This window comes from Pseudomonas sp. JBR1 (assembly GCF_028198185.1).
In the GTDB taxonomy this organism is placed as follows: Bacteria; Pseudomonadota; Gammaproteobacteria; order Pseudomonadales; family Pseudomonadaceae; genus Chryseomonas; species Chryseomonas oryzihabitans_E.
This window is the reverse complement of record NZ_CP116340.1, coordinates 2869549-2893401: the sequence shown is the minus strand read 5'-3', so window position 1 is coordinate 2893401 and position 23853 is coordinate 2869549. Positions and strand designations below refer to the sequence as shown.

Here is a 23853-nt window from a genome sequence, read left to right as displayed (position 1 = left end):
GCCTCAGCCCTGCTTGGGCAGGCGCCGATAGAGCTGCTCGACCTTTTCCCGCGCCCAGGGCGTGCGGCGTAGGAAGGTCAGGCTGGATTTGATACTGGGCTCATGGGTGAAGCAGCGCAGCGGAATGCGGCGGCCGAGTTCTTCCCAGCCGTGATGCTCCACCAGGCGGGTGAGCAGGGCTTCGAGGGTGATGCCTTCGAGGGAGGCGCGGGGCTTGTCGGACATCGGCTGGGCTCTGGATGAAGGGAGGGCAGTGTAGCCGCTGCAACAGCTCGCTGCGCGTCGAAGCGGTCGATAGTCCACAGAACGATGCTGTTCGATAATCGAACTGTTAGTCGATTATCGGATTGTTTGCGCGGATGGGGCTTTGTAGTCTGACTCCAGACCGCCGCACCGGGCGGCGCCGACAACAAAGACGCGAGTCGACAATCCATGGCCCAGATCCTGTCCCTGAGCGAAGCCATCCAGCGCTTCGTCCACGATGGCGAGACCGTCGCCCTCGAAGGCTTCACCCATCTCATTCCGACCGCCGCCGCCCACGAGCTGATCCGCCAGAATCGGCGCGACCTGACCCTGGTGCGCATGACCCCCGACCTGGTCTATGACCTGCTGATCGGTGCCGGCTGTGCCAAGCGACTGATCTTCTCCTGGGGCGGCAACCCCGGGGTCGGCTCCCTGCACCGGCTGCGCGATGCGGTGGAAAAAGGCTGGCCGCACAAGCTGGAGATTTCCGAGCACAGCCACGCGGCCCTGGCCAACGCCTATGTCGCCGGCGCCTCCAACCTGCCCTTCGCCGTTCTGCGCGGCTACCAGGGCTCGGACCTGGCCAAGGTCAATCCGGACATCAAGACCATCGCCTGCCCCTTCACCGGCGAGCAGCTCGCCGCGGTGCCCAGCGTGCGCCCGGACGTCACCGTCATCCATGCGCAGAAGGCCGACCGCCAGGGCAACGTGCTGATCCAGGGCATCCTCGGCGTGCAGAAGGAAGCGGCCCTGGCCGCCCAGCGCTGCATCGTCACCGTGGAGGAGATCGTCGACGACCTCCAGGCGCCGATGAACGCCTGCGTACTGCCGACCTGGGCGCTCAGCGCGGTCTGCGTGGTGCCGGGCGGGGCGCATCCGTCCTATGCCCACGGCTACTACGAGCGGGACAATCGTTTCTACCAGGCCTGGGACCCGATCGCTCGCGACCGCGACACCTTTACCCAGTGGATCGACACCTACATCCGCGGTACCGCGGACTTCGCCGCCTTCCAGGCGAAGCTGGCTGCGGAGGCCTGAATCATGAGCGACTTCACCACCAATGAAATGATGACCGTGGCCGCCGCACGCCGCCTCGGCAATGGCAGCGTCTGCTTCGTCGGCATCGGCCTGCCGTCCACCGCCGCCAACCTGGCGCGCCTGACCCATGCGCCGGACGTGGTGCTGATCTACGAATCCGGGCCCATTGGCGCCAAGCCCTCGGTGCTGCCGCTGTCCATCGGCGACGGCGAGCTGGCTGAGACCGCCGACACCGTAGTGCCCACCGGCGAGATCTTCCGCTACTGGCTGCAGGGCGGACGCATCGACGTGGGCTTCCTGGGCGCGGCCCAGGTCGACCGCTTCGGCAACATCAACACCACGGTGATCGGTGACTACCACCAGCCCAAGGTACGCCTGCCTGGCGCTGGCGGCGCCCCGGAAATCGCCGGCTCGGCCAAGGAGGTGCTGATCATCCTCAAGCAGTCGCACCGCAGCTTCGTCGACAAGCTGGCCTTCATCACCTCGGTGGGCTTCGGCGAGGGTGGCGATCACCGCCAACAGCTGGGCCTGCCGGGCAAGGGCCCGACCGCCATCATCACCGACCTCTGCATCATGGAGCCGGAGGCCGGCACCCACGAATTCGTGGTGACCGCCCTGCATCCCGGGGTGACCCGCGAGCAGGTGGTGGCCGCCACTGGCTGGGCCATCCGTTTCGCCGACCAGGTCGCCACCACCGCGGCGCCGACCGCGACCGAACTCGACGCCCTGCGTGATCTGCAGGCCCGGACCAATGCCGCCCATGGCGGCCAGAAAGGAGCTGAGGAATGAGTCGCCCCGTCTATATCTGCGATGCCATCCGTACCCCCATCGGCCGTCTCAACGGCGGTCTCTCGGCGGTGCGCGCCGACGACCTGGCGGCCATTCCGCTGCGGGCGTTGCAGGAGCGCAATCCCCAGGTGGATTGGACGGCGGTGGACGAGGTGTTCATGGGCTGCGCCAACCAGGCCGGTGAGGACAACCGCAACGTGGCGCGCATGGCGGTCTTGCTGTCGGGGCTACCGGAAACGGTGCCGGGCGTGACCCTCAATCGCCTCTGCGCCTCGGGCATGGAAGCGGTGGGCCAGGCCTATCGTGCCATCGCTTTGGGCGAGATGGAGCTGGTGATCGCCGCCGGAGTGGAATCCATGACCCGCGCGCCCTATGTCATGGGCAAGGCCGACAGCGCCTTCGGCCGCGGCCAGAAGCTGGAAGACACCACCCTGGGCTGGCGCTTCATCAATCCGGCGATGAAGGAGGCCTATGGGGTGGACAGCATGCCGGTCACCGGTGACAACGTCGCCGCCGACTATGGTGTCAGCCGCGCCGACCAGGACGCCTTTGGCCTGCGCAGCCAGCAGCGTGCCGCGGCGGCCCAGGAATCCGGCTACTACGCCGAGGAAATCGTCCCGGTAACGATCAAGGGCAAGAAGGGCGACGTGGTGGTGGAGCGGGACGAACATCCGCGTCCGGACACCACCGCCGAAGGCCTGGCCAAGCTCAAACCGGTCAACGGCCCGGACCGGACCGTGACCGCCGGCAACGCTTCCGGGCTCAACGACGGCGCCTCGGCCATCATCCTGGCTTCGGCGGAAGCGGTGCAGAAGCACGGCCTCACGCCCCGCGCCCGGGTACTGGGCATGGCCAGCGGCGGGGTGGCGCCGCGCATCATGGGGGTCGGTCCGACTCCGGCAGTGCGCAAGCTGCTGCAGCAGCTTGACCTGTCCATCGACGCCTTCGACGTCATCGAACTCAACGAAGCCTTCGCCGCCCAGGGCATCGCCGTTCTGCGCGAACTGGGCGTGGCCGACGACAGCCCCAAGGTCAATCCCAATGGCGGCGCCATCGCCCTGGGTCATCCCCTGGGCATGAGCGGCAACCGCCTGGTACTCACCACGGTGCACCAGCTGGAGAAGACCGGCGGCCGCCTGGGTCTCGCCACCATGTGCGTGGGCGTCGGCCAGGGGCTGGCGCTGGCGGTGGAGCGGGTGGACGGTATCTGAGGCTTTGTCGCAGCGACAAATCGCGGCCATGGCGGTCCGCCGATGCGGCCGCTCCTACAAGAGCTCGATGTACTTGTAGGAGCGGCCCATGGCCGCGATGAGCCTCTCATTGCAGAGCGGCTAGACCGGAAAATCGCCCCGGTTTCACTTCTTCTACGCCCACACTTCCCTGTAACCGCGTGTGTCTCTCTTGGTCCGATGGCGGTAGGCTGTCCCCCGTCCATCCATACCTATAATTAAGGATCTCCATGAGCACTCGCCCGCATTACACCTTCGAGGAGCGCAAGAAGCGCATCTTCGCCATCGTCGGCGCCTCGTCCGGCAACCTGGTGGAATGGTTCGACTTCTACGTCTACGCCTTCTGTTCCATCTACTTCGCCGCCGCCTTCTTCCCCAAGAGCGATCCCACCGTGCAGCTGCTGAGCACCGCCGGGGTATTCGCCGCGGGCTTTCTCATGCGCCCCCTGGGCGGCTGGATCTTCGGGCGCGTCGCCGACAAGTACGGTCGGCGCACCTCCATGGTCATCTCCATCCTGATGATGGGCGCCGGCTCCCTGGCCATCGCCTGCCTGCCCACCTATTCCAGCATCGGCGTCGCGGCGCCAGCGCTGCTGCTGCTCGCGCGGCTCCTGCAGGGCATCTCGGTGGGCGGTGAATACGGCACCACCGCCACCTACATGAGCGAAGTGGCCCTGCGTGGCCAGCGCGGTTTCTTCGCTTCCTTCCAGTACGTCACCCTGATCGGCGGCCAGCTGCTGGCCGTGCTGGTGGTGGTGATCCTGCAGCAGGTGCTCAGCGATGCCGACCTGCGCGCCTGGGGCTGGCGGATTCCCTTCCTGGTCGGTGCCGCCGCGGCAGTGGTATCGCTGTTCCTGCGCCGCTCGCTGGAAGAGACCACCACCGCCGAGACCCGCGCCAACAAGGAAGCCGGCACCCTGAGCGGCCTGTTCAAGCATCACAAGGCGGCCTTCTTCACCGTGCTCGGCTACACCGCCGGCGGCTCGCTGATCTTCTATACCTTCACCACCTACATGCAGAAGTACCTGGTCAACACCAGCGGCATGGACGCCAAGACCGCCAGCGCCGTGATGACCTGCGCCCTGCTGGTGTTCATGCTGATGCAGCCGCTGTTCGGCATGCTCTCCGACCGCATCGGCCGGCGCGCTTCCATGCTGCTGTTCGGTGGCCTGGGCACGGTCTGCACCTGGCCGATCCTCACGGCGCTGGCCAGCGTCCAGAGTCCCTTCGTGGCCTTCCTGCTGATCTGCCTGGCCATGGCCATCATCAGCCTCTACACCTCCATCAGCGGGCTGGTGAAGGCGGAGATGTTCCCGCCGCAGGTGCGCGCCCTCGGCGTGGGCCTGTCCTATGCGGTGGCCAATGCCATCTTTGGCGGCTCGGCGGAATTCGTCGCCCTGAGCTTCAAGACCCAGGGGCACGAAGAGGTGTTCTACATCTATGTCTCGGTGATGCTGGCGGTGGCCTTCCTGGTCAGCCTGCGGCTGCCGCGGCAAGCCACCTACCTGCATCACGACCACTAAGCGAGAGGAGTCCTTCATGTCCAACCTGCTATTCGACGCCTACTTCACCAGCGCCGCCATGCGCGCGGTGTTCTGTGACCGGGGCCGACTGCAGGGCATGCTGGACTTCGAGGCGGCCCTGGCTCGCGCCGAAGCAGCGGTGGGGGTGATTCCCCAGACGGCGGTGGCACCCATCACCGCCGCCTGCCGCGCCGAGCGGTATGACGCGGCCGAGCTGGCCCAGGCCGTGGTCAGCGCCGGCAATTCCGCCATTCCTCTGGTCAAGGCCCTGGGCCGGCAGATCGCCGCCCAGGACTCCGAGGCCGAGCGCCATCTGCATCGCGGCGCGACCAGCCAGGACGCCATGGACAGCGGGCTGGTTTTGCAGATTCGCCAGGCGCTGGACCTACTGGACGCCGACCTGGCGCACCTGGCCGAGGCCCTGGCGGCCCGGGCCGAGCGCCATGCCGGTACCGTGCTGGCCGGGCGCACCTGGCTGCAACATGCGACGCCCGTGACCCTGGGCATGAAGCTGGCCGGGGTGCTGGGCGCCATCACTCGTCACCGCCAGCGCCTGGCCGAACTGAGGCCACGGGTGCTGGTGCTGCAATTCGGCGGTGCCTCGGGCAGCCTGGCCGCCCTGGGCGATCAGGCCCTGCCGGTGGCCGAGGCCCTGGCCCGGGAGCTGGGCCTGAGCCTGCCGGAGCAACCCTGGCACACCCAGCGTGATCGCCTGGTCGAAGTCGGCGCCTGGCTCGGCCTGGTGGCCGGCAGCCTGGGCAAGCTGGGCCGCGATCTGTCGCTGCTGATGCAGACCGAAGCCGCCGAGGTCTTCGAACCCTCGGCGCCGGGCAAGGGGGGCTCTTCCACCATGCCGCACAAGCGCAATCCGGTCGGCGCGGCGGTGCTGATCGCCGCCGCCACCCGCGCGCCGGGTCTGGTCAGCACCCTGTTTTCCGCCATGCCCCAGGAGCACGAGCGCAGCCTGGGCCTCTGGCACGCCGAGTGGGAAACCCTGCCGGAGCTGTTCTGCCTGGTCTCCGGCGCCCTGCAACAGGCCCAGGCCATCGTCGCCGACCTGGAAGTGGACGCCGCGCGGATGCAGGCCAATCTGGAACTGACCCACGGCCTGGTGCTGGCCGAGGCGGTCAGCATCGCCCTGGCCGGTCGCCTGGGTCGCGAGGCTGCCCACTACCTGGTGGAGCAGAGCTGCAAGCGCGCCGTCCAGGAGGGGCGTCACCTGCGGCAGGTACTGGGCGATACGCCGGAAGTGACCGCCGAACTCTCCAGTGTCGAACTGGATCGTCTGCTGGACCCTGCCCATTACCAAGGACAGGCCCGCGCCTGGGTGACCCGCGCCCTGGCCGAACACCGCACCCTGCTTGCCCATTCCTAGACCAGAGGACTGCCTGATGCCCAGCGTACGTCTCGCCGATGGCGACCTGAACTACCGGCTGGAGGGCCCCGAGGGCGCCCCCGTGCTGATCCTGTCCAACTCCCTGGGCACCCACCTCGCCATGTGGGATGACCAGGCCGCGGCCTTCAGCGAGCGTTTCCGCCTGCTGCGCTACGACACCCGAGGCCATGGCGCCTCCCTGGTGACCCCCGGTCCCTATCGGATGGACGAGAACGGTCGCGACGTCCTGGCCCTGGCCGATGCCCTGGGCATCGAACAATTCGCCTTCTGCGGCCTGTCCATGGGCGGCTCCATCGGCCAGTGGCTGGGCATCAACGCCCCCGAGCGGGTCACCCGTCTGGTGCTGTGCAACACCGCCGCCAAGATCGGCACCCTCGAGGTGTGGAACACCCGCATCCAGACCGTGGAAGCCGGCGGCGAGCAGGCCATGCGCGACCTGCGCGACGCCTCCATCGGTCGCTGGTTCACCCCTGATTTCGCCAGCGCCGAGCCGGAACGGGTCGACCGCATCGTCGCCATGCTCGCCGGGACCTCGCCCCAGGGCTACGCTGCCAACTGCGCGGCGGTGCGCGATGCCGACTTCCGCGAGGTGCTGGACGCCATCCTGGCACCGACGCTGATCGTCGCCGGCAGCCACGACGCCGTGACCACCCCGGCCGACGGGCGCTTCCTGCAGGCGCGTATTCCCGGCGCCGAGTACGTCGAGTTTCCCGCCGCCCACCTGTCCAACGTGCAGATGGGCGCTGCCTTTACCCAGCGCGTGCTGGCCTTCCTGAGCGCCTGAAGGAGTCGATCTTGGACGAAAGAGAACGTTATGAAGCCGGCATGCAGGTCCGCCGCGCGGTGCTGGGCGACGCCCATGTCGATCGCAGCCTGGAAAAGCTGACCCCCTTCAACGAAGAATTCCAGGAGATGATCACCCGCCACGCCTGGGGCGACATCTGGACCCGCCCGGGCCTGCCGCGGCACACCCGCAGCCTGATCACCATCGCCATGCTGATCGGCATGAACCGCGAAGGCGAACTGCGCCTGCACCTGCGCGCTGCGCGCAGCAACGGGGTGACGCGGGAGGAGATCAAGGAGTTGATCATGCAGAGCGCCATCTACTGCGGCATCCCGGCGGCCAATGCCACCTTCCATTTGGCGGAGGCGGTGTGGGATGAGTTGGGGGTGGAGTCGTTGGAGGGGTGAGTTTTCCCCCTTGGGCCCCTTGGATGACGCCCGCCGGGTTGGATTTGGTGGGCGTTGTTGGTTTTGGGAACGTAGGTTGGCGCTGAGCGTTAGCGAAGCCCGACATCACGAGGTTAGCCCTCGATACCTGGCTTTGCCTGCTGGTGCCCTAGCTGCTTATTGAGGTCTAGAGGGGGTCCTTGTTTCGCCCCCTCGGGCGAGTCACTTTTGCCAATCGCGGCAAAAGTAACCAAAACGCTTGCCCCACGTTTCGGCCCTGCGCTGCGCTCCGGGTCCCCTCGTTCCGGCGCCGCTCCGGGGGCACGGCACGAAGGGGCATCCTGCCCCTCGCGCCTTGCTCGGCGTCCTGCCTCGCATCCCCCTGCGCGACACCTGCACTCGGCCTCACTGACGGGGCGGGGCGCAAGCCTGATAGTTCGGTGTTCACAGGGTTTGTAGCGTGGAAAACCGCGCAGTGTTTTCTACTGGTGAGTTCAACCAACACTTTCAGGCTAGCGAATCGCCCCGTTCAAGAGGGCGAACGCCAGTGTCGTGGAGTGGGTCGAGCCGCATGGATGCGGCGAGAGGTCCAGTGGGCCATGGACGGCCCATCTGGACCGACCCCGGAACGGCGCTGGCGTGAGCGAAACGTAGCGTAGCGAAGTAACAGCCGTAGGCTGGCCCGAAGGGCGAGCGACGCGAGTCACCCGGAGCGCAGCGGAGGGCCGGATGGTCGGGGCAAGCGGTTTTGGTTACTTTTTTCGCGACTGAAAAAAGTGAGTCGCCCGGGTGGGCGAAACAATAACCTTCAAAGCACTCGATAACCAGCTGAGGCAGCTCCGCTTTGTTGGGCTTCGCTACGCTTAGCGCCAACCTACGTCTGCCGTACCTATGGTGAGCGCTCAATGTTGGGCTTCGCTGACGCTCAACCCAACCTACGAACGCCAGAAGCCGAAAGCCGCCCCCAGCCCAGGCCGGGGGCTACACGCCTCTTACTTGGCCATCACCCGCGTAATCCGATCCCCTTCGGCATCATCCTGCCCCTTGGCCTTGTTGACCGCGTAGACCACACCCTTGCTGTCCACCACCGCATGGTTGGGGTAGGTGCCCAACTCCAGGTTGGCCTTGATGTTGCCGTCCGGATCGACCACGGTCAGGGTGCCGGCGCCGCGGTTGGTCACGTAGGCCAGGCGCTTGACCGGGTCGAAGGCCACGTTCAGCGCTCCGGCGCCGGTAGTGACGTTGTGCAGGGTCTTGCCGGTCTTGGCGTCGACGATCAGCAGGTTGTCGCTGCCCTGGGCAGCGATGAACAGGCGGTCGGTCTGGGGATCGTGGGCCACGCCCATGGGGGTCTTGGCGCCCTGGAGCGGAAAGACCTTCTCGACGGTCTCGGTCTTGGCGTCGATCACCGCGGCTTCGTTGGTCTTCATGCTGACGGCGTAGAGCTTGTGCACCGCCGGGTCCAGGTACAGGCCGACCACGGCGAACCGCTCGCCGCGCACGCCCGACTCGATGGAGATGCGCTTGCGCAGGGCCGGCGCCTTGGCGTCGAAGCTGATGATATCCGGCGTGATGGCCGCCGAGGCGAAGGCGCGGTCGAGTTTCTCGTCGACCACCACGGTGTGGGCATGGGAGACGATGCCGGGTTCGAATTGCTTGACCAGGCCCAGGTCGCTCTGGCGATAGACCGCCACGGTGTTCTGCCGGGTGTTGGTGGTCCAGACGTTACCGTTGCGGTCGTCCACGGCCACGCCGTAGACGGCGTAGACACCGGAGTCCTCGCCCTGGGCGGCGGCCGGGGTGATCTGCCGCTCGATGGACAGGTCCTTGGGGTCGAGCTTGAGCAGTTGCGAGACCTTGACCGGTGAGCGGCCCACGGCCGAGGTGACGAAGAGGGCGCCGGACTTGCCGCTGATGTCCACCTGATACAGCCCGGGGACCAGCTTGACGGAGGTGAGGCTGTAGCCGTCGGCGCCACTCAGGGGGACCACCGGCGAGACCTTGAGCGGAAAGACCGCAGCGCCCGAGGGCTGGGCGGTGCTGATGACGATGGGGTGCTGGCCGGGGGCGGCGTCTTCGGGAATGCGGACGGTCGCCTTGAAGTTGCCCTGGGCGTCGGCCACGTAGGCGGCATCGGGGTTGAGCGCCACGCCGCCGCGGGACAGGGTGATCTGCTGACCAGGAGTGAAGCCGCGGCCGTCCAGATTGACCTCGCTGCCCGCCAGGATGGCGGTGCCGGCAACGGGGCTGGCCTTGATCTCGCCGTGGTAGTCCGGATCGGGGGCTTCGAAGCTGGAGCGCGCCTGGGCGGCTTGCCCACCCAGCGCCAGCAGGGCGGCCAACAAGGTAACGGAAAAGACGCGCCGGCCCTTGGCCGAAGACGCTGGAGCGATGTTCATCAGGGATTCCTTGTAGCGGCGATCAAGATACCCGCGCCAGAGCGCCGGGCGGCAGAGGCCCTCCTGGGCTAGGCCATGCTAAAGCGAAAGCGAAATACTTGCATTTAGATTTGCAAGGTTTAGGCGTGCTCGGCATCCGGGGTATCGAGGGTGCGCTGCATCAGGCAGGCGCCGGCACCATAACCGGCCAGCTTGGCCTTGAGCGCGGCGTCGGCGGGAACCGGGTGATAGTGGTGGCGCTGCCAGTAGCCGATGGCCCCGGACAGCGACACCAGACGGCCCTGGCGCAGGCGGGCACGCCGGGCCTGGCCCTTGGCGTGGCGATAGAGGCGACCGGCCACGCCCTGGCCCTGGGCCTCGGGATGCACCGCGCAGTCGTGCAGGAACCAGGTGGAAGCCTCGCTAGGCAGTTGCTCCAGGCGGGCCCCCAGCACCGGCGGCAGGCCGTCGTCCCAGGGATAGGCAATCAGATAGCCGCGCAGGCGATCCTCGGCATCGGTCGCCGCCCAGCAGTGCTCCGGGGCGAGCTCCAGGCGGTTGACGTAGAAGGCGCGGTCTTCGAGCAGGTCGGCGGGGTAGGTGGCCGCCTGGATATCGAGAACGGCAGGGATATCGGCAGGGCGCAGCGGGCGTATCGAGGGCATGACGACGAGGCGAAAAGGTCCGGCCGGGCAGTATGGTCACTGCCCGGCCGGGAGGCAAATGCCTCGGAGCCGTGGGTGGTGAGTCCCCTCGGCAAGCCTGCGCCCTGGTCGTGGGGGACTGGATTCCGCCGGCGACCTTGGCGTGCCTGGCGACGCCTCTGGCTTCAAGCCTTGGCGATCAGTCGCGAATTGCGCTCGTTGCGGAATTGCAGGTCCTCGATCCGCTGGGTCGCGGTCTCGGCTTCCTGGCGGGCGGCGAGGATGAGGTCATGGTGCGGAGACTTGGCGCAGACCGGATCGGCATTGCGCGCATCGCCGGTGAGCATGAAGGCCTGGCAGCGGCAGCCACCGTAGTCCTTTTCCTTCTCGTCGCAGGAGCGGCAGGGCTCGGGCATCCAGTCGTAGCCGCGGTAGACGTTGAAGCCGAAGGAGTCGTACCAGATATGCCTGAGGTCATTCTCCTTCACGGTCGGGAAGGCGATGGGCATCTGCCGGGCGCCGTGGCAGGGCAGGGCGGTGCCGTCCGGCGTAATGGTCAGGAACAGCTTGCCCCAGCCATCCATGCAGGCCTTGGGGCGCTCTTCGTAGTAGTCCGGGGTGACGAAGATCAGCTTGCAGGGATGGTTCTCGGCCTTGAGGCGCGCACGGTAGTCGTTGGTGATGCGTTCGGCGCGCTCCAGCTGGGCCTTGGTCGGCAGGAGACCGGCGCGATTGCGCTCGGCCCAGCCATAGAACTGGCAGGTGGCGAGTTCGACGAAGTCGGCTTCCAGAGCCAGGCAGAGGTCGATGATCTGGTCGATGCGATCGATGTTGTGCCTGTGGGTGACGAAGTTGAGCACCATCGGGTAGCCATGGGCCTTGACCGCCTTGGCCATGGCCAGCTTCTGGGCGAAGGCCTTCTTCGAGCCGGCCAGCAGGTTGTTCACCTGTTCGTCGCTGGCCTGGAAGCTGATCTGGATATGGTCCAGGCCGGCCTCCTTGAATTCGGCGATGCGCGCCTCGGTGAGGCCGATGCCGGAGGTGATGAGGTTGGTGTAGTAGCCCAGCCGACGCGCCTCGCGGATCAGCTCGGCGAGGTCCTGGCGCACCAGGGGTTCGCCCCCGGAGAAGCCGATCTGGGCGGCGCCCATCTCCCGTGCCTCGGCCATCACCTTGAACCACTGTTCGGTGGTCAGCTCGCGGCCCTGGGCGGCAAAGTCCAGAGGGTTGGAGCAATAGGGGCACTGCAGTGGGCAGCGATAGGTGACCTCGGCCAGCAGCCACAACGGCAGGCCGACATTCGGCTTGGCTATGACCGGCGGCTGCGGGAGTTGCATGGGCACTCCAGGCAGCGACGTATCAGCCGAGCAGGAGCCAGTGCTCTGCACGGGCGACCTCCATGAATTGCTCGACGTCCGCACCCAGTTCGGGCACGCCGGGGAAGCGTTCGTCGAGGGCGGCGATGATGGCGGCGACGTCACGCTGGCCGTCGATCAGCCCGCCGATGGCGGCGGCGCTGTCGTTGAGCTTGATCATGCCCTCGGGATAGAGCAGCACATGGGCGTCCTGCGCCGGCTCGAACTGGAAGCGGTAGCCGGGACGCCAGCGCGGCACCTGGGTGCGGTCGAAGCTCATAGGTCGATTCCTCGGTGCCAGCGGCGCTCGCTGGTGACGCTGTGGTAGGGCGGGCGGTGCAGTTCGTAGGCCATGCTCATGGCGTCGAGCATGCTCCAGAGGATGTCCAGCTTGAACTGCAGAATCTCCAGCATGCGCTGCTGGGATTCCCAGGTGGTGTAGTGCTGCAGGGTGATCTGCAGGCCGTGTTCGACGTCGCGGCGGGCCTGACCCAGGCGAGTGCGGAAGTATTCGTAGCCGGCCGGATCGATCCAGGGGTAGTGGGTCGGCCAGGCGTCCAGCCGCGACTGGTGGATCTGCGGCGCGAACAGCTCGGTCAGGGAGCTGCTGGCGGCTTCCTGCCAGGAGGCGCGACGGGCGAAGTTGACGTAGGCATCCACCGCGAAGCGTACCCCGGGCAGCACCAGTTCCTGGGAGAGCACCTGCTCGCGGTCCAGGCCGGTGGCCTCGGCCAGGCGCAGCCAGGCCTCGATGCCGCCTTCGCTGCCGGGCTCGCCGTCGTGGTCGAGGATGCGCTGCACCCACTCCCGGCGGATCTCGCGGTCCGGGCAGTTGGCCAGGATGGCGGCGTCCTTGAGCGGTATGTTGACCTGGTAGTAGAAGCGATTGGCCACCCAGCCCTGGATCTGCTCGCGACTAGCGCGACCCTGGTACATGGCCACGTGATAGGGGTGGTGGATATGGTAGAGGTCGCCCTTGGCACGCAGGGCGGCTTCGAATTCGGCGGGGGTGAGGGCATTGGGCATGGCGGTCACAGCTCGATGGAGAGTCCGTCCCAGGCGACTTCCACGCCCTGGCGCTCGACGATGGCGCGCTCGGGGGAGTCTTCGTCCAGGATCGGATTGGTGTTGTTGATGTGGATCAGCACCTTGCGCTGGCGCTCGAAGCCGGCCAGCACCTCCAGCATGCCACCGGGACCGCTCTGCGGCAGGTGGCCCATCTCGGTGCCGGTACGGGTGCCCACGCCGCGACGCTGCATCTCGTCGTCGGTCCAGAGGGTGCCGTCCACCAGCAGGCAATCGGCCTGGCCCATCAGCTCCAGCAGGGCCGCGTCCGGCTGACCGAGGCCCGGGGCATAGAACAGCTTGCCGCCGGTGCGCCGGTCATGGACCAGCAGCCCCAGGTTGTCGCCGGGGTGCGGATCGTGGCGATGGGGCGAATACGGCGGCGCGGCGCTGCGCAGCGGGAAGGGCGTGAATTCCAGGTTCGGGCAGGCCGGGATGGTGAAGCTGCCGCTCAGCGCGATGGGCTGCCAGCTGAGCCCGCCGTTCCAGTGCTGGAGCATGTTGAACAGCGGAAAGCCGGTGGTGAGGTCCTGGTGGACCATGTCGGTGCACCACACCTCATGGGGGCAGCCCTCGCGCAGGCTGAGCAGCCCGGTGGTATGGTCGATCTGGCTGTCCAGCAGGACGATGGCGCGGATACCGGTGTCGCGTAGCGCCCGCGCCGGCTGCAACGGGGCGAAGCTGGCGAGCTGGGCGCGGATGTCGGGCGAGGCGTTGCACAGGATCCAGTTCACCCCGTCGTCGGACAGGGCGATGGAAGACTGGGTGCGGGCCTGGGCCCTGAGGGTGCCCTGGCGGAAACCATCGCAATTGGCGCAGTTGCAATTCCACTGGGGAAAGCCACCGCCGGCGGCGGAGCCGAGAATCTGGATATGCATAGGTCGTCTAGGTAGGGGCAGGCAGGAACCTGAAAAAAGTACGCCCCGGCGAACCGGGGCGTGGGGCGCATCAACGGTTGGCGAAGTACATGGTGACTTCGAAGCCGATGCGCAGGTCAGTGTAGGCAGGCTTGGTCCACATGGGAGGTCTCCTCTTTGACTGCGAAAGCCGGATGGATCCGGTTGCCAAGTTTAACAAATGTTACCTAGCTAAGGGTTTTTGCCGCGACGAATCGACGACGGTTCGGCCGACATAACTGTCTTACCGATCCTGCAACAGATTGACCGCCAGCAACGGCCGACGCTCCCGGAAAAATGTTGAAAGCTATGACATCCAGCCGGATGGTGGCTCGGCATTGCTCAAGACGAAGCGCGGGGCGTCGGCCCTCGTGAGCTGATGCCAGGCCTGGCGCAGGGCCTGATCATCCAGCCTGGCCAGAGCCTCTCCCAGGGATCCAAGGTCCAGGGCGCCGCTGCGCTGGAAGCCCCACCAGAGCCGTTCGGCCAGGGCCGTACGCTGGGGGGTGGTGGGGCTGAAGTCGCGTACCAGCTGGCGAATGCTTTCCGTCAGCGTCGCGATATCGGTCCAGACAGCCAGCCCGCTGTCGGTCAGGCAGGCCTCGATCTCCATGAGGATGTCGGCCGCCCCGGCATGGGGTGACTGCACTCCGATCAGCAGACCGCCGTGATCGCCCAACTGGCGATAGGCGGAAAACACCGCATAGCCCAGTTGCCGTTCGCTGCGTAGCCGGCGGAACAGCGGCCCCTGCAGACGCGCCGCCAGCAGCCGCCAGGCAGCCTCGGTGGCGGGCTGGGCATCGGGTTGCGGACAGAACAGCAGCACTGCCTGTTGGGCATCGGCGCTGGGTTCGGGGTGCCAGTGACGACCACGCAAGACCGGCCGCGCGCCAAGCGCAGCGGCCTGCAACAGGGAGGGCGGCGCGATCCGGGCCAGGCCCGCCTGGGCGGTCGCGGGCAGGCCGCAGGCCAGCGCCTGCCACTGTGGCCCCTCGTCGCTCTTTGTTTGAGGGGTAAGGGCGGGCAAGCGCTCGGGCAGCACCTTGAGCAGCTGGCGGATCAGCATGGGTTCGGAGGGTGCCAGAGAGGGCGACCTGGGGCTGTCCAGTTCGCCTTTCAGGTGTTCGAGCGCCTGCTCCAGCGCTGCCGGCAGCGCCGTGGCCCAGCCTTGCAGGCGTAGCTCCCAGGGGGCCCCTGGCGGACTCCAGCGCAGTGTGACCCCAGCCTCGGCGGCCAGACGCGGCAAGGCGCCCAGGGCGCTGGCCGCGGGCGCGACCGGCGGTTGTCCCGGCCACTGCCAGCGCAGGAACAGCAGGCCTTCGCGCTGCTGGGGGGCGAGGGCCTGGCTGATCGGCCAGGATTGCGTCGCGGAAGGGCGCGCCACCGGTGGATCGGCAAGTAGCGGATTGGGTGGTGGCAGCTCGAAGGGGGCTGCGACGGGTTCAGTCGCACCTGGCTGGTCGGGCAGGCCGGTGGCGAAACCGCTGAGATGCCCTGGCACCAGTTGGGCGAGCAGCCGGGGCCAAGCGGCCTGGGCCGCAGGTGAGAGCGTGGCGTGTGGCCAGGACTCGCCGTCGCGATCCAGCCAGAGGCGTTCACCCAGGCGCCGCACCAGTGCCAGGGCAGGCAGGGTGGACCACTGGCGCTGGATGCGGTCGGCATGGTCCTGCTCCAGGTTGGCGAGGGGCACCTGGCGCACGGCGTCCAGCCAGCCGAACAAGGCAGCGCTCAGGCAGGCTGGGTCGGCCTTGGGGCCAGGCGTGATATCCAGCCGAAGCAGTCCCTGTCGTGCCTGGCGATAAGGCCAGGCGAGGCCCAGGCGCTCGGCCAGCCCTGCCTGACGCAGGCGTGTCGGCAGGCCACCGGGATGGTCGCCGAGCAGCAGGGTTTCCAGCAGCTCCGTTGCCTCCCAGCCGCCGGGCGGCAGGTCGTCGAAGGCGAATTGCAGGGCCAGCGCCGGGGGTGCGGCAGCCGCTGTCTGCCAGTGTTCGCCCCTGGCCGCGAGCGGTGGGGGTACTGGGCTCCTGGGCGCAGGGCCGGAGGGCAGCAGGGCGCCGTGTTCGCGAGCCAGCTCTGCCAGTTCGGCCAGCGGTTGCGGCCCGGCCAGCAGCAGCAGGGCGTTTTCCCCACGGTACTGCTGGCGCTGGAAATCGCGCAGCGCCGTCTGGAAGGCGGGGTTCTGCAGCGGCAGGCTGTAGCGGTTGCCGGCGTGGAAGCCGGCGGCTGGATGGTCCGCGGGCAATCCGGCCGCCAGGGCCAGGTCGCGGCGAGTATCGGCGCTGCGTGCCCAGGCGATGAATTCGGCGTGCAGCACCTCACGTTCGCGACGCTGGGCGCCCGGCTCCAGCAGGGGAGCGGCGAGCATGTCCAGCAGGCGGGCCAGGGCGGCGGCCAGGTGCTCGGGCGCCAGGGCGAAGAAGAAGTCGGTGGTGGTCTCGCGGGTGCTGGCGTTGAGTTCGCCGCCCAGACGCTGCACCAGCGGCATCAGGCCGTCCGGCGCCGGATAGCGATGGCTGCCGAGAAAGAACAGATGTTCGAGAAAGTGCGCCAGCCCCGGATAGGCCCGCGGTGCCTGGTGACTGCCCGCGCCGATGCGCACCAGGGCGGCGGCCTGGGGCAGCTCGGGGTCATGGAGCAGGGCGACGGCCAGGCCATTGACCAGGCGCAGGCGGCGGTGTTGGGGCAGGGAACTGGGCATGGGGGTAGCTTAACCGAGTCCAAGGCAAGGTGATGGAGCGGGCGTGCCCTCACCCCAGCCCTCTCCCACGGGGAGAGGGGGAAAAGCGAGAGCTGTGCTTGGGTTTGCCCCCATCCCCGACGCTCTCCTGAGGGAAAGGTTCAAGTCGCGGTCCTGCCATCGTAGCGTGGAAAACGGCGCAGCCTTTTCCACTAGGGTCCTACGGCTCTGGGTGCCAGGCGGCTCTCACCCCCACACTCTCCCAGAGTGGAAAAGAGCCCTGGCAGGAGCCCTTTTCATGAAGAGAAAAGTCCAGGCGAAAAAAATCCCGGCCAGGCCGGGATTTTGGGGTGGGGCGAGGGGGTTTCTAACAGGATGTCGGGATGCTCGAAGCATCCCCCGCCCCGACCCTCTCCCGAAGGAGAGGGGAGCTCAGGCGCAGGCGCCGTTACTTCTTCTCGGGCAGGGCGAAGGCCATCACGTAGTCGCCCTGCTTGGTGCCCAGCGAGCCATGGCCGCCAGCGTAGACCAGCACGTACTGGCGACCGTCCTTGCCGGTGTAGGTCATGGGGGTGGTCTGGCCACCGGCCGGCAGGCGGCCTTTCCACAGTTCCTTGCCGTTCTTCACGTCATAGGCGCGCAGGTACTGGTCCAGGGTGCCGCTCAGGAAGGCCACGCCACCGGCGGTGGTGACGGTGCCGCCCAGGCTGGGCACGCCCATGGGCAGGGGCAGTGGAACCGGCGAGTTGTCGCGCACGGTGCCGTTCTTGTGCTTGTAGACCAGCTTGCCAGTGGTCAGGTCGAGACCGGCCACATAGCCCCAGGCAGGTGCCTGGCAGGGCAGGCCCAGGGGCGACAGGAAGGCCGACAGGATCACGCCGTAGGGCGCGCCCTTGTTGGGCTGGATGCCCTCGGTCTCGCTCTTGCGCGCCGGCTGGTTGGCGATCTCTTCACGGGGTACCAGCTTGGAAGTGAAGGCCATGTAGCTGGGGTTCAGGAAGGCGATCTGGCGGACCGGATCGACCGAGATACCGCCCCAGTCGAACACGCCGAAGTTACCCGGGTAGACGATCGAACCCTGGGTGGACGGCGGGGTGTAGATACCCTCGTAGCGGTGCTCGCGGAAGGCGATACGGCACAGCGCCTGGTCGAAGGGCGTACCGCCCCACATGTCGCTTTCCTTGAGGGTCGGCGCCGCCAGGTTGATCGAGGAGACCGGCTGGGTCGGCGAGGTGTGGTCGCCTTCCACCGCGCCCTGGGGCACCTGGGTTTCCTTGATCGGGTAGATGGGCTGACCATTGGTGCGGTCCAGCACATAGATGCTGCCCTGCTTGGTCGAGGCCATCAGCGCGGGTTTCACACCGCCGTCGGTCTTGATGTCCACCAGGGTCGGCTGACCACCCACGTCCATGTCCCAGAGGTCATGGTGGGTGAACTGGTAGTTCCAGCGTACCTTGCCGGTGGCGATGTCGAGGGCGACCACGCCAGCGCTGTACTTCTCGGACGCCGGGGTACGGTTACCGCCCCACTGGTCGGGCATCTGGTTGCCCATGGGCAGATAGACCATGCCGACCTTCTCGTCGACGGCCATCATCGACCACATGTTGGGCGAGTTGCGGGTATAGATGCCGTCGGCGGCGATGGGCGCGGTGGCGTCCGGATTGCCGCTGTCCCAGTTCCATACCAGCTTGCCGCTGTGCACGTCGTAGGCGCGGATCACGCCGGAAGGCTCGTCGGTGGAGACGTTGTCGGTGACGTGGCCACCGATGATCACCAGGTTGCGGGTCACGGCCGGCGGCGAGGTGGAGTAGTAGCCACCGGGCGTGAAGCTGCCCATGTTGGCGGTCAGGTCGACCTGGCCGTTGTCGCCGAAGTCGCTGCACACCTTGCCGGTGTCGGCGTTGAGGGCGATCAGGCGGGTGTCGGCGGTGGGCAGGAACAGGCGACGCGGGCAGCTGCTGGCAGCCGGAGTGCTCTGCTCGTCGACCGGGACGGCACTGCCGGCGGCCGGGCTCTGGCCCGCGGTGGTGGTGCCGGCGTAGGTGGCGTCGTCATGGTAGGCCACGCCACGGCAGGTCATGTGCGCCCAGCCCTTGAAGCTGTCGGCGTGCTGGGTGCTCAGCTTGGGATCGAAGCGCCAGATTTCCTTGCCGCTATCGGGGTCCACGGCGATCACCTGGCTGTGCGGCGTGCAGACATAGAGCATGCCGTTGACCTTGAGCGGGGTGTTTTCCGCGGTGGTCTCCTGGGGATCGTTCGGGCCGGGGATGTCGCCGGTACGGAAGGTCCAGACGGGCTCCAGATTCTTCACGTTGTTGACGTCGATCTGCTTGAGCGGCGAGTAGCGATCGCCGAAGGCGGTGCGGCCATAGGACGGCCAGTCGCCATCGGCGGCGGTCGGGGCGGCGCTTTCGACGCCCGCGGTGTCGCGGCCCAGGTCACCGTCCAGACGGTTGTAGTTGACGAACTGGGCGACCAGGGCGACGACCGCCGCGATCACCAGCGAGCCGACCAGCGGCAGGCCGCCGCTACGGCTGTCCAGCGGCCGGCGGAACGCCGGGATCAGCAGGACCAGGCCGAGGACGAACCAGAGTGCCAGGCGCGGCACCAGTTGCCACCAGTCGAACTGGACTTCCAGTACGGCCCAGGCGGTGGACACCACCAGGAAGAAGGCATAGACCCAGACCCCGCTGGCCCGCCGAATGCACAGCAGGTAACCACTCAGGGCGAGCAGCACGCCGCCGCCGAGGTAGTAGAGGGAGCCCCCGAGGGTGGCCAGTTTGATGCCCAGCCCCAAGAGGGCCAGGCCCAGGAGGATGAACAGGATGCCGAGTAACCTGGCGGGCAGGCCTCCCGGTCTCGCGTTGGAAGTGACAGTCATGGCAGCGCTCGCAATGCAATCGTGAAAAAAGACTTCGACTCGATCGACGACATCGCAAATCGGAACCGCATGCGGATCTGTCGTCTGCTACGTCTGAACCTGTTGTGTGTCTTATTGTTCCACCCCTTCGCCGGCTTCCCTGGCAGGAAGCTAGAGCGGTCGCGCGTAGGCGAAGCGAGGGATGGTTGAGAGGCGTCGTCTGAATCGGGCGGGTAGATAGTAAGCTAAGCATTGACTGATGTCACTTCGCGATGACAGAAGGACGGGGCCGATCTGGCACCGTGCCTGCTACCATCGCGGGCCTTTTTCTGATGTTGTCCGCCATGTCCGACGTGCTTGCCCTGGTTCAGGCGACCTTCGACGTTACCGCCCCGGTCTTCGCCCTGGTGCTGCTCGGCTGTGTGCTCAAGCGGCTGAACTGGATCGATACCGCCTTCATCAACACTTCGTCCGCCCTGGTGTTTCGCGCCACCATGCCGACCCTGCTGTTTCTCGGCATCCTCAAGGCCGACCTCGGCGAAGCCCTGCAACCGCTGCTGCTGGGCTACTTCGCCCTGGCCACGGTGGTGAGCTTTCTCGCTGCCTGGGGCTGGGCGATCTGGCGCTGCCCCCATGCCGATCGCGGGGTCTATGTGCAAGGCGCCTTCCGCGGCAACTGCGGCATTGTCGGCCTGGCCCTGGCGGCCACCCAGTACGGCGACTACGGTCTGTCGGTGGGCGGGATCATGGCCGGCATGGTCATCCTCTTCTACAACGTGCTTTCGACCATCGTGCTGGCGCTCTACAGTCCGCACCTGGAAGCCAACTGGCACACCCTGCTGCGCAGCATCCTCGGCAACCCACTGATCATCGGCATCCTGGTGGCGATTCCCTTCGCCTATTTCCAGTGGCAGCTGCCACGCTGGCTGGACACCTCGGCGCGCTACTTCGCGGGTCTCACCCTGCCGCTGGCACTGATGTGCATCGGCGCCACCCTGTCGCTCGCCTCCTTGCGCGAGAGCAGCAGCCTGGCGATAGGCGCGAGCCTATGGAAGATCGTCTGGATCCCGCTGCTGGGCGTGCTGGGCGCCCTGGCGCTGGGGATTCAGGGGCCGGCGCTGGGCATCCTCTTCCTCTACCTGGGCTGCCCCACGGCCGCGTCGAGCTTCGTCATGGCCCGCGCCGCTGGCAGCAATTCCCAGCTGGCAGCGACCATCGTGGTGCTCAGCACCTTGGGCGGGATGCTGACCACCAATCTGGGCCTGCTGCTACTGAAAGGATTCAGCTTGCTATAGGGCAGCGTCCACCAAACATCGGCGTTGTGAAAGCGTCCATCGGTTGTCCGCAGCAGAAAGTGAGATTAGGCGGGATAGTGCGGCGTCGACCGTCTCAGGTCCGCTTACCCTCTCGATTGTTATCGCAATTATTATTTGCGAGGGAGGGGCGTCCACTATCCAAGCCTTTCGCGTGGTGCCTATGAAACGCTCACTCCAATTCAGCCACAAGATCCTGCTGGCGGCTGCCCTCGTGGTGACCGTCGCCCTGGCCGGTTTCGCCAGTTTCAACGCCTATCTGCAGCGCCAGGCCATCACCCAGAGCCTGGAGGCTTCACTGGGCGAGATCGGCCGCATCACCGCCGGCAATATCGCCTACTGGCTGGATGCGCGGGTCAAGCTCATCGACAGCCAGGCCCAGGCGCTCAGCCGTGACAGCAGCCCAGCCAACGTGGTGGGTCTGCTGGAGCAGAAGCTCTACACGAGCAACTTCGATTCCACCTACCTGGGTGAAGTCGACGGCACCTTTACTGACCGCCCCCATACACCCATGGAGGCCGGTTACGACGCCCGCCAGCGCGACTGGTACAAGGCCGCGGTCAGCGCCGGGCGGCCCATCCTCACCGAGCCCTATCTCACCGCACCGCCGCAGAGCTTCCTGTGCATCACCATCGCGGCGCCGGTCCTGCAGAACGGCAAGCTGATCGGCGTGGTGGCCGGGGACCTGGTGATGGACAGCCTGATGAAGATGATCACCTCGCTGGACGCCGGTGGCCTGGGCGAAGCCTTCCTGGTCGACGGCGATGGCAAGATCCTGGTCAGCAGCCACGCCGACCAGGTGCTGAAATCGCTCAAGGACGTCTTCCCGGACCAGACGCCGTCGCTGGCGCCTGGTTTTCACAACGTCGTCCAAAATGGCGGCGAGCGGCTGGTGAGCTTTACCCCGATCGAGGGGCTGCCCTCGGTGAAGTGGTACCTGGCGCTGTCCATCGACCAGACCAAGGCCTATGCCCCGGTCACCCAGGCGCGCAACCTGGCCATCGTCGCCACCCTGGTGGCGGTGATCGCCATCATCCTGCTGCTGGGCCTCTTGATCCGCGTCCTGCTGCGCCCGCTGCATGACCTGACTCGCGCCATGGACGACATCGCCGAAGGCGAGGGCGATCTGACCCGCCGGTTGCCGGTGCAGTCCCGCGACGAATTCGGCGCCCTGGCATCGGCCTTCAACCACTTCGTGGCACGGATCCATACCTCGATCCGCGACGTGGCCCAGAGCACCGGCGAGCTCAACCAGGGCACCCGGCGTGTGCTGGAAGCCTCGCAATCCTCCATGCAGCAGTCGGATGTCCAGGCCCAGCGCACCACCAGCGTGGCCGCGGCGATCAACGAGCTGGGCGCTGCCGCCCAGGAGATCGCGCGCAACGCTGCCCATGCCTCCGGCGAGGCCAGTACCGCTCGCGCCCAGGGTGAAGAGGGCCGCGAGGTGCTGGACGAAGCCCTGCATGCGATGCAGGCACTGTCGACCAAGATCGGCACCAGTTGCGAGCATATCGAAGCCCTCAACGGCAAGACCGCCAACATTGGCCAGATCCTCGAAGTCATCCGCGGCATCTCCGAACAGACCAACCTGCTGGCGCTCAATGCCGCCATCGAGGCGGCCCGGGCCGGCGAGGCTGGTCGTGGCTTTGCCGTGGTGGCCGACGAGGTGCGTTCCCTGGCCAGCCGTACCCAGAGTTCGGCGCAGCAGATCCAGCAGATGATCGAGGAACTGCAAACCGGCTCGCGCGATGCCGTGGCCCTGATGCAGGAAAGCCAGCGGCAGAGCGCCCATAGCATGCAGGTGGCCAAGAGCGCCGGCGAACGCCTGGGCAGCGTGACCGAGCGCATCGGCGAGATCGATGGCCAGAACCAATCTGTGGCCACTGCGACCGAGGAGCAGACCTCGGTGGTGGAGACCCTGAACATGGACATCAGCGAGATCAACCTGCTGAACCAGCAGGGCGTCGACAACCTCCAGGCCACCCTGGCGGCCTGCACCGCCCTGGAAGCCGAAGCCGGTCGCCTGCAGCGCCTGGTGGGTGGCTTCCGGATCTAGCTCGGGCAGGCTGAAAAGAGGGTGCCGCTCCGCTCAAGTCGTAACGTACGTGCCCGATAACGAGGGACCGCCATGCCCTGAATCCGGCCTGGCTCCTCTCGCTACGGACGCAGACCTGTATGAAGCGACACCTGAAATTCAGCCACAAGATCCTGCTGGTCGCGGCACTGGTGATCACCACCGCGCTGGCTGCCTCGGCCGGCTTCAATGCCTACTTGCAACGTCAGGCCATCGACCAGAGCCTGAGCGCCAACCTCGCGGAAACTGGCCGGGTCACGGCTGGCAACATTGCCTATTGGCTGGATACACGGGTAAAGCTCATCGAAGGCGAGGCCCAGACCCTGGCACGCGACCACTCGCCCGAGGGGCTGGTGGGCCTGCTGGATCAGAAGATCTATACCGGCAACTTCGACTCCACCTACTTAGGCGAAGTCGACGGCACCTACACCACCCGACCGCTGCGCAACCTGCCAGCCGGCTATGATCCGCGCAAGCGGCCCTGGTACGCGGCCGCCACCGCCGCCGGCACCACGGTGCTGACTCCGCCCTATATCTTCGCTTCCTCCGGACAGCTGGGCGTGACCATCGCCACCCCGCTGCAGCGTGACGGCCAGTTGGCCGGCGTGGTGGCCGGCGACCTCAACCTCTCAGCCCTGGTGGAGATCATCACTTCGCTCAACGTCGGCGGCCTGGGTGAAGCCTTCCTGGTCGACGGCGACGGCAAGATCCTGGTCAGCAGCCATCCCGAGCAGGTGCTCAAGACGCTCAAGGACGTCTTCCCCGCGCAGAACCTGTCGCTGCAGCCCGGCCTGCAGGCCATCGCCCAGAACGGCAACGAGCGCCTGGTGAGTTTCACCCCGGTCAACGGTTTGCCCTCGGTGAAGTGGTACCTGGGTCTGTCCATTGACCAGGCCAAGGCCTATGCCCCGGTCACCCAGGCGCGCAACCTGGCCATCGTCGCCACCCTGGTGGCGGTGATCGCCATCATCCTGTTGCTGGGCCTGCTGATCCGCGTGCTCTTGCGCCCGCTGCACGACCTGACCCGCGCCATGGACGACATCGCCGAAGGCGAGGGCGATCTGACTCGTCGCCTGCCGGTACAGGCTCGCGACGAATTCGGCGCCCTGGCCGAGGCCTTCAACAAGTTCGTGGCGCGGATTCATACCTCGATCCGCGACGTGGCCCAGACCACCGGCGAGTTGAACCAAAGCACGCGGCGGG

At 66.9% G+C, this 23853-nt stretch carries 19 protein-coding genes and 2 pseudogenes; 11 read left to right on the top strand and 10 right to left on the bottom strand.

Going from position 1 to position 23853, the window contains the following annotated elements; genetic code table 11:
- Positions 1-3: 3 nt before the first annotated feature.
- On the bottom strand, positions 4-225 hold the full coding sequence (locus PJ259_RS13365; protein ID WP_027598793.1) for a VF530 family DNA-binding protein: 222 nt from the start codon (positions 223-225) through the stop codon (positions 4-6).
- Positions 226-432: 207 nt separating this feature from the next.
- Here PJ259_RS13365 and PJ259_RS13360 point away from each other — a divergent pair, with 207 nt between their 5' ends.
- The 7 genes from PJ259_RS13360 to pcaC all read left to right on the top strand — a co-directional run bounded on the left by PJ259_RS13360 (position 433) and on the right by pcaC (position 7409).
- A complete protein-coding gene (locus tag PJ259_RS13360; RefSeq protein ID WP_271653166.1) occupies positions 433-1281 on the top strand; it encodes a CoA transferase subunit A in 849 nt (282 codons plus the stop codon).
- Between the two features lie 3 nt (positions 1282-1284).
- Entirely contained in the window at positions 1285-2070 is a 786-nt protein-coding gene (locus PJ259_RS13355) for a CoA-transferase subunit beta (RefSeq protein WP_017642963.1), read from the top strand.
- Complete coding sequence (gene pcaF / locus PJ259_RS13350; protein WP_271653165.1) at positions 2067-3281, top strand: 3-oxoadipyl-CoA thiolase; 1215 nt, start codon at positions 2067-2069, stop codon at positions 3279-3281. The genes PJ259_RS13355 and pcaF overlap by 4 nt, the downstream gene beginning before the upstream one ends.
- Before the next feature lie 248 nt (positions 3282-3529).
- Entirely contained in the window at positions 3530-4822 is a 1293-nt protein-coding gene (locus PJ259_RS13345; protein WP_271653164.1) for an MFS family transporter, read from the top strand.
- 16 nt (positions 4823-4838) lie between these two features.
- Complete coding sequence (locus tag PJ259_RS13340) at positions 4839-6197, top strand: 3-carboxy-cis,cis-muconate cycloisomerase (RefSeq protein ID WP_271653163.1); 1359 nt, start codon at positions 4839-4841, stop codon at positions 6195-6197.
- Positions 6198-6213: 16 nt separating this feature from the next.
- Positions 6214-7002: a 3-oxoadipate enol-lactonase gene (pcaD, locus tag PJ259_RS13335; RefSeq protein WP_271653162.1), complete on the top strand. Its 789-nt coding sequence runs from the start codon at positions 6214-6216 to the stop codon at positions 7000-7002.
- Positions 7003-7013: 11 nt separating this feature from the next.
- Complete coding sequence (pcaC, locus tag PJ259_RS13330) at positions 7014-7409, top strand: 4-carboxymuconolactone decarboxylase (protein WP_017642968.1); 396 nt, start codon at positions 7014-7016, stop codon at positions 7407-7409.
- Between the two features lie 971 nt (positions 7410-8380).
- Here pcaC and PJ259_RS13325 read toward each other — a convergent pair.
- The 9 genes from PJ259_RS13325 to PJ259_RS13285 all read right to left on the bottom strand — a co-directional run bounded on the left by PJ259_RS13325 (position 8381) and on the right by PJ259_RS13285 (position 19284).
- Positions 8381-9787, bottom strand: coding sequence for a YncE family protein (locus PJ259_RS13325; RefSeq protein WP_271653161.1), 1407 nt, complete (start codon positions 9785-9787; stop codon positions 8381-8383).
- Between the two features lie 119 nt (positions 9788-9906).
- Positions 9907-10431: a GNAT family N-acetyltransferase gene (locus PJ259_RS13320; protein WP_271653160.1), complete on the bottom strand. Its 525-nt coding sequence runs from the start codon at positions 10429-10431 to the stop codon at positions 9907-9909.
- A 164-nt stretch (positions 10432-10595) separates the two neighbouring features.
- On the bottom strand, positions 10596-11747 hold the full coding sequence (gene pqqE / locus PJ259_RS13315) for a pyrroloquinoline quinone biosynthesis protein PqqE (protein ID WP_271653159.1): 1152 nt from the start codon (positions 11745-11747) through the stop codon (positions 10596-10598).
- A gap of 22 nt (positions 11748-11769) precedes the next feature.
- Positions 11770-12045 (bottom strand): pyrroloquinoline quinone biosynthesis peptide chaperone PqqD, encoded by a 276-nt coding sequence (gene pqqD, locus PJ259_RS13310; RefSeq protein WP_017642972.1) that lies wholly within the window; start codon positions 12043-12045, stop codon positions 11770-11772.
- The gene (pqqC, locus tag PJ259_RS13305) at positions 12042-12791 is read right to left on the bottom strand and encodes a pyrroloquinoline-quinone synthase PqqC (protein WP_059316953.1); all 750 of its coding nucleotides are present in this window, start codon (positions 12789-12791) and stop codon (positions 12042-12044) included. Before pqqC ends, pqqD begins: the two co-directional genes overlap by 4 nt.
- 5 nt (positions 12792-12796) lie before the next feature.
- On the bottom strand, positions 12797-13708 hold the full coding sequence (gene pqqB / locus PJ259_RS13300) for a pyrroloquinoline quinone biosynthesis protein PqqB (RefSeq protein WP_271653158.1): 912 nt from the start codon (positions 13706-13708) through the stop codon (positions 12797-12799).
- 70 nt (positions 13709-13778) lie between these two features.
- Complete coding sequence (gene pqqA / locus PJ259_RS13295) at positions 13779-13850, bottom strand: pyrroloquinoline quinone precursor peptide PqqA (protein WP_003243383.1); 72 nt, start codon at positions 13848-13850, stop codon at positions 13779-13781.
- Between the two features lie 183 nt (positions 13851-14033).
- Positions 14034-16424, bottom strand: a complete 2391-nt coding sequence (gene pqqF / locus PJ259_RS13290) for a pyrroloquinoline quinone biosynthesis protein PqqF (protein ID WP_271653157.1) — start codon at positions 16422-16424, stop codon at positions 14034-14036.
- A gap of 427 nt (positions 16425-16851) precedes the next feature.
- Positions 16852-19284 (bottom strand): glucose/quinate/shikimate family membrane-bound PQQ-dependent dehydrogenase, encoded by a 2433-nt coding sequence (locus tag PJ259_RS13285; RefSeq protein ID WP_271653156.1) that lies wholly within the window; start codon positions 19282-19284, stop codon positions 16852-16854.
- Positions 19285-19616: 332 nt separating this feature from the next.
- On the opposite strand from PJ259_RS13285, the gene PJ259_RS13280 reads away from it, so the two are divergent.
- From PJ259_RS13280 to PJ259_RS22945, 4 genes and pseudogenes are all read left to right on the top strand, one after another.
- Positions 19617-20558 (top strand): AEC family transporter, encoded by a 942-nt coding sequence (locus tag PJ259_RS13280; RefSeq protein WP_442964899.1) that lies wholly within the window; start codon positions 19617-19619, stop codon positions 20556-20558.
- Positions 20559-20739: 181 nt separating this feature from the next.
- Positions 20740-21774 (top strand): annotated as a pseudogene (locus PJ259_RS22955) (HAMP domain-containing protein); the annotation flags it as partial.
- A gap of 93 nt (positions 21775-21867) precedes the next feature.
- Positions 21868-22632: a methyl-accepting chemotaxis protein gene (locus PJ259_RS22950; RefSeq protein ID WP_423815223.1), complete on the top strand. Its 765-nt coding sequence runs from the start codon at positions 21868-21870 to the stop codon at positions 22630-22632.
- Between the two features lie 119 nt (positions 22633-22751).
- Positions 22752-23783: pseudogene (locus tag PJ259_RS22945) on the top strand (HAMP domain-containing protein); the annotation flags it as partial.
- Positions 23784-23853: the final 70 nt, after the last annotated feature.

Bases quoted from the DNA above. Each gene is read 5' to 3' on its own strand.
- PJ259_RS13365 (WP_027598793.1), bottom strand. From the start codon at position 225: ATGTCCGACAAGCCCCGCGCCTCCCTCGAAGGCATCACCCTCGAAGCC.
- PJ259_RS13360 (WP_271653166.1), top strand. From the start codon at position 433: ATGGCCCAGATCCTGTCCCTGAGCGAAGCCATCCAGCGCTTCGTCCAC.
- PJ259_RS13355 (WP_017642963.1), top strand. From the start codon at position 1,285: ATGAGCGACTTCACCACCAATGAAATGATGACCGTGGCCGCCGCACGC.
- pcaF (WP_271653165.1), top strand. From the start codon at position 2,067: ATGAGTCGCCCCGTCTATATCTGCGATGCCATCCGTACCCCCATCGGC.
- PJ259_RS13345 (WP_271653164.1), top strand. From the start codon at position 3,530: ATGAGCACTCGCCCGCATTACACCTTCGAGGAGCGCAAGAAGCGCATC.
- PJ259_RS13340 (WP_271653163.1), top strand. From the start codon at position 4,839: ATGTCCAACCTGCTATTCGACGCCTACTTCACCAGCGCCGCCATGCGC.
- pcaD (WP_271653162.1), top strand. From the start codon at position 6,214: ATGCCCAGCGTACGTCTCGCCGATGGCGACCTGAACTACCGGCTGGAG.
- PJ259_RS13325 (WP_271653161.1), bottom strand. From the start codon at position 9,787: ATGAACATCGCTCCAGCGTCTTCGGCCAAGGGCCGGCGCGTCTTTTCC.
- PJ259_RS13320 (WP_271653160.1), bottom strand. From the start codon at position 10,431: ATGCCCTCGATACGCCCGCTGCGCCCTGCCGATATCCCTGCCGTTCTC.
- pqqE (WP_271653159.1), bottom strand. From the start codon at position 11,747: ATGCAACTCCCGCAGCCGCCGGTCATAGCCAAGCCGAATGTCGGCCTG.
- pqqD (WP_017642972.1), bottom strand. From the start codon at position 12,045: ATGAGCTTCGACCGCACCCAGGTGCCGCGCTGGCGTCCCGGCTACCGC.
- pqqC (WP_059316953.1), bottom strand. From the start codon at position 12,791: ATGCCCAATGCCCTCACCCCCGCCGAATTCGAAGCCGCCCTGCGTGCC.
- pqqB (WP_271653158.1), bottom strand. From the start codon at position 13,708: ATGCATATCCAGATTCTCGGCTCCGCCGCCGGCGGTGGCTTTCCCCAG.
- pqqF (WP_271653157.1), bottom strand. From the start codon at position 16,424: ATGCCCAGTTCCCTGCCCCAACACCGCCGCCTGCGCCTGGTCAATGGC.
- PJ259_RS13285 (WP_271653156.1), bottom strand. From the start codon at position 19,284: ATGACTGTCACTTCCAACGCGAGACCGGGAGGCCTGCCCGCCAGGTTA.
- PJ259_RS22950 (WP_423815223.1), top strand. From the start codon at position 21,868: ATGCAGCAGTCGGATGTCCAGGCCCAGCGCACCACCAGCGTGGCCGCG.